The following is a 2,526-nucleotide window of genomic DNA, read 5'->3' as shown; positions in this document are numbered from 1 at the left end:
TGGGTGGCGCTGTCGGTAGTGCTGCTCGTCTGGTGGGCCGGCGCGACGGCGCTGGACTGGGCGAGGGACGCACGCGACGCGCCGTTTGTGCCGGTCAACGCAGGTGTCGATTCCTCAGTACGAAAAACCAAAGCGCTCGCTGAGGCTCCGCGAGACGCGGTCATGTCGTCTGGCGGCGCGGGCGTCACGACGTGAACCTCGGCCCCGGCCAGGAAGGCCAGCACGTCGGCGAACGGGTTGCCCGCCCCGTCGGCCCGCAGCACGAAACGCGGCGCGGCGTCCCATTCAAAGCCACCCTCGGCGGACCCGGCCAACTGGTCCGCCGCTTCCAAGAAGCCCAGGCAGGCCAACACCTGCCCCGGATTCAACACATCCACGGGGATTGCAGCCCTGCCCATCACGGTGTCTCCTGTTTAGCGGGTTGATCGTTATCGAGTTTGCGCGAGGCGCGTTGGTCGGCGGCGCAGAAGATGGCCTCCCACCACGCCAGCCCCCACGGTCCCCAGCGTTCTTGCAAACGGGCGAAGCGCAACGCGGCCTCCTGCGCCCGCTGGGCCAGCACGGACGGCGGCGCGGCGGGATCGACCGGCGCGATGACCGGGCGGGCGTAGCCGTGATGGGAAGCGATGAGGTGCAAGGCCAAGTCGCGCAGGTCGTCCGGCAAGTCCTGAATGGCGCGGCGCGATTCCACATCGCCCAGCGAGCCGAACTCGTGCCGGTAGCCGCACAAGCGGCGCGGGTTGCCGCCGCCAGTGGTCTTGGCGTAGGGGCGATGTTCATCCTTGGGGGCGTTCATGGCGTCCTGCCAGAGGGTGCGGTTCTTGCCCAGATCGTGGGCCTCCGCCGCCGCGACCAGCAGGGTCCGGTAGTCGTCGGGCAGGTTGAGGGCGCGGGCCAGCGTGTCGGCCTCCTGTCCGGTCCAGGACAGATGCTCATCAAGTGCCTGAGCTTTCCGGGAAACGGCGGGGTCGCCTTGGCGGGGGGTGTTCTTCCCCCGGTAGACCTCGACCACGATGGGCGGCTGGCCGTTCTCGGCGTCCTCGGGCGCCCGCCGGAAACGGTGGACGCTTTGCCAGCCGTGTTGTTCCGTCGGTTCGCCGTCTCCGGGCCTGACGCGATAGCCGATGACTTCCCGCAAACTTTGCGTCGGCCAGCCGTGGTCGATGGTGGTAGGCGGGTGGGCCGTGCCCTCGTCGAGCAAGCCGTGGTCGCTCAATCCGCCCAAGTCGCGCCGGACGACGACGTGCGCCCCGGTCATGGCGGAGAACAGCGCCTCTTTCTCCTTGCCCGCCAAGTCCGCCAACTCACCCACGGTCAGCCCGCAGGGGCTGGAATCGCCGCGCCGCACGGGCCGGGCTTGGCCTGAGCGGTCCAGCAGCAGCAAGGCCGGGGACGAAGGATGCAGGGGATTCGCCGCCTCGGGGTCGGGCGCGGGCTTATTCTGGGCGGCAGCTTTGACGATCTTCGCCGCCCGCTTGATGAGCGTGTCGATGACCTCGCCGGTGGAGGCTTCCAGGGTTTCGCTCAGATGCACCGGCGCGGACTCGAAGAACGCCGCCACCTCGCCGGAGTCCGGGTCTTCGCCGTCGCGCCAGGGCAGGTGTTCCCGCCAAATCACCGTCGTCTGCGGCTTGTCGTCGTCGATCCAGCCCCGCAACCAAGGCTGGATGTCCGGTCGGCCCGCGTGATGGCGCAGCGAGGTCATCGACCAGGCGTCCACCACGGCGCGGGTCAGTTCGGGATGGAGCGGCGGCGGCGTGGTGGCGTCCTGGATGAGCCGGGCCAGTGCGGGATCGGCGGCGGCGCGATGCTTCAAGGCCACCCAGGCGGCGGGGCTGGCGTCGCGCCAACCTTCGCCCGCCTCGGGCAAGGCGTCGAGCGGCGCCCGCCGTCGGGCGAGGCGGGCCGTGGCGTCGGCGGGCTTTTCCTTGGGCAGCGGCGCGGCGATGACCTCAATTCGGGCGTCCCCCGTGCCACGCCGGTTCACCCGCCCCAGGCGCTGGACCATCCGCTCGAAGGCCACCAAATCGCAGACCAGGTGGTCGGCGTCCAGGTCGACGCCGACTTCCCCGGCGGAGGTGGCGACGAGGAAGGCGGGGCGGGGTGGGCACTTGGTTGATCCGGCGAGAAAGCCGAGATCGGCCAAGCGCTGGGCAAGGCTCTCGCGCTCGAAGACCCGCCGGGCGCCGGTGAGCAATTCGACCTCACCCGCCTTGCGTAGGCCGTCGGCGACCTTCTTGGCGTCTTCCCGTCGGTCGCAATAGATCAATACCCGATGATGTGCGCCGCCTCGCGCCGTGGCCCGGCTCACCAACTCCGCCAGCATGGACGTGGCGTCCTTGACCTCGTCAATGGCGAGCCATTTCTTGGCGGTCAGGCGCTTTCCGACTTCCGGGTCCGCGTGGTCTGCCGGTTCGAGCCGGAAAGCGCCCGCATCCACTATGCGCCCGGTGGCGGACAGTGGCAGCAAGCGGAATGGTGGAATCAGCGGGTCGGCGGCGGCGCGGGTCGCTAGGCGTGGGTCTT

2 protein-coding genes are annotated in these 2,526 nt (G+C 69.8%); both read right to left on the bottom strand.

All coding sequences use genetic code 11. The features are described from left to right. A partial coding sequence (locus ACXWUF_RS21825) for a hypothetical protein (protein WP_458503414.1) occupies positions 1 to 398 on the bottom strand: 398 nt, incomplete at its 3' end. Next, positions 398 to 2,526 (bottom strand): helicase-related protein (locus ACXWUF_RS21820; RefSeq protein WP_458503413.1); only part of this gene is annotated, 2,129 nt, incomplete at its 5' end. The genes ACXWUF_RS21820 and ACXWUF_RS21825, both read right to left, overlap by 1 nt.

The sequence above is a fragment of the Methylomagnum sp. genome (assembly GCF_054333355.1).
This window is presented reverse-complemented; position numbering and strand designations above follow the sequence as displayed.